Source organism: Fervidicella metallireducens AeB, assembly GCF_000601455.1.
Taxonomy (GTDB): Bacteria; Bacillota; Clostridia; order Clostridiales; family Caloramatoraceae; genus Fervidicella; species Fervidicella metallireducens.
Window position 1 is genome coordinate 1 of the sequence record NZ_AZQP01000093.1, and the last position, 2735, is coordinate 2735.

3 protein-coding genes are annotated in these 2735 nt (G+C 30.0%); all 3 read right to left on the minus strand.

Annotation, left to right across the window (positions count from 1 at the left end; translation table 11 throughout):
* The coding region (locus Q428_RS13595; protein ID WP_152539148.1) for a transposase at positions 1-218 on the minus strand (218 nt) is incomplete at its 3' end.
* Positions 219-292: 74 nt separating this feature from the next.
* Positions 293-2017, minus strand: a complete 1725-nt coding sequence (locus Q428_RS13600) for an ABC transporter ATP-binding protein (protein WP_011838192.1) — start codon at positions 2015-2017, stop codon at positions 293-295.
* Positions 2018-2118: 101 nt separating this feature from the next.
* Positions 2119-2735: hypothetical protein (locus Q428_RS15545; RefSeq protein WP_035381845.1), on the minus strand; the 617-nt coding region annotated here is incomplete at its 5' end.

Genomic DNA, 2735 nt, shown 5'->3' on the forward strand with positions numbered 1-2735 from the left:
GTTTCAAGGGTCTTGAGAGAAGAACTATCTGTATTGACTTTATTACTGTTAGTTTTAGATGTTTTATTTGTTTCCTTGCTCTGTCTTATCCATCTGTAGACTAATTCCTTAGAAATCCCATGTTGTCTTGTAATCAGGGCGGCATTGCCTGTTTCTATTGCTGCTTTAACTATTGATTCTTTGAATTCTTGAGTATATTTTTTTCTTGATTGTGTCATTATGATTCCTCTCGACAGTTATATCTTATCATATTAAGATACAATGTCCAAATTCTTTAGGGGGCTAAATAGGTCTATGCTAATATTTTCCTATAAAGCTTGCTGTATTCTCCCTCTTTCTCTAATAACTGAAGATGTGTTCCAGATTCTTCAATCCTTCCATTATTAAGAACAACTATCTTGTTTGATCCTTTTACAGTGCTTAATTTATGGCTTATAACAAATATTGTTGAGTATTCTTTAAGCTTATTTATAGATTCTTGAATAAGCTCCTCACTTTCTGAATCAATAAAGGAGGTTGGTTCATCAAGTATTACAATTTGAGGTCTTTGCAAAAATATTCTAGCCAATGCTATTCTTTGTAATTGACCCCCCGATAGGTTTCTCCCTTTGCTTCCTATTTGAGTCCAATAACCATCTTCAAGTTCTGATATGAATTCATGAGCATTTGCTAATTTAGCCGCTTCAATAATTTCCTCTTCGGTAGCATCACTTTTTCCTAGTAATATATTTTCTCTTATTGAACCACTAAATAAAAAGCTATTTTGTAAAACAATTCCTACACTCTTTCTATAAGTATCTACATCTATATCTTTAATATTTACATCATCTAACAAAATTTCTCCACTTGAAGGATCGAAAAATCTTGCTATTAATAAGCACAAGGTTGTTTTACCTGCCCCACTTCTTCCTATTATTGAGCATATCGTATTCTTTTTAACTGTTAGGTTAATATCTTTTAACACTTCTTTTCCATCATCATAGCTAAAGTTCAAATCTTTTATAGTGATTTCATCAACAATTTTATGCATCACCTTTATACAATCATTACTTTGAATAATACTATTCTCCAACTTCATAACATCACTTATTCGTTTGGTACTAGATAGTGCATCTTGAAGCCCTGTTATAACACTTACAATTGAATTTATTGGAGAATTTATTATATTTGCAACTAATAAAAAGGATATAAGCTCACCCATTGTAATTATCCCATTTATCACGAAATTTCCACCAATCCAGATAGATCCAAAACCTATACATGACATAATTACACTAGATATCTCCGTAAACAATAGGTTCAGGTTTGCTTCTTTTATTTGCTTGTCCAAAACTTTTTCATTATTCTTATCAAATTTATCAATTTCGCTTTTTTCATTATTACAACCTTTTAATAGGTGAAATGAACTTATTACTTCTATTGTTCGGTTTAGGGTCGCTTCTGTGACAACCTTTCTCTCATATGTTATAGCTCTTATCCTTTTTGTAAAGTATATAATTATTGGTACCTGTATTAAATTCATGACCCCGACAAAAATGGTCATTACAGAACTAATTGTAAACATATAAATAAAAATTATTATTAATAAAATAACATTAAATAACCCTCCAAACATAATTTGACCAAATGACTGTTTCAATAAATCTGAATCATTAAAAATTCTAAAGTTTATTTCTCCGACACTCATTTTTTTAGTAACTAATAAATCTAGTTTTACGATATGTTTGAATATCTTTTTCTTTATATCTAAACCCAAACTTAAGAATATTCTATTTAGTGAATAACTATAAATAAAATGTACGATAGAATTCACTATGGTAAAAGTAAAAATAAAGATAATCACTTTATTTAATACTGAGAAATTTCTGCTGGTTAAAACACTATCTATTAATACGCGGGTTATTAATGGGTTCAATAATATAAAGAACATAGATACTAGAGATAACACACTTGCTGCTATAATTCTATTTCTATATTTAGAAACATTTTCTTTTAAAAATTTTATGTAATCCTTCATAAATACACCAACCCATATTTTTTTACTGAGGTCTCTAGCTCCATCCTCTGAATCTGTGTCGACCTAAAAGTTTCTCTTTAAATGTACGAGAGGTAACCTCATTATACCGCGGTTACCTTAGATTTATCTTCCTGATTGATTTTATTAATAATCTCACTTAAATCTCTACAGCTATAGATTTCCTTAGCAATTTCCTGGATTTTTTTATTAGACCATAGAGAATTTAATCCAGAATCCCAATATTCTCTTAATGACTTTACTTTTACATTCCCTACTGAAATAGGAATGCAATAAGATGGAAATATGTTTCCATCACTTTGTATCTCTATTACTGTATTCGCTTTATTTTCTCTGTAATAATAGATATGACTTATAGGATCGTTAAATCCAATTTGAAACCCTATTCCCTTTCTTTTATATTTATTTATAGTTTTAACAACTTGTCTATAATCTTTTGAGGTTGGAGCTCTCAATTCATTCTTTACTGCCGCTGCTCCGATTTCCAGTAATGGTCTTATATTAAGCGCACTAATTTGCATATCCTCCAATTTTTCAATTATCGGCTCCACGTCATTTACATTCCATTTATTTAGAGTATAGGATACAGATGTTGTAACTCCAGCATAGCACAGATTTCTTATTCCCTTTAACGCTAAATTAAAACATCCTTTTACTTGTCTTAGTTTTTCGTGGGTATCCTCATTACATCCATCTAAGC

Bases quoted from the DNA above. Each gene is read 5' to 3' on its own strand.
- Q428_RS13600 (WP_011838192.1), bottom strand. From the start codon at position 2,017: ATGAAGGATTACATAAAATTTTTAAAAGAAAATGTTTCTAAATATAGA.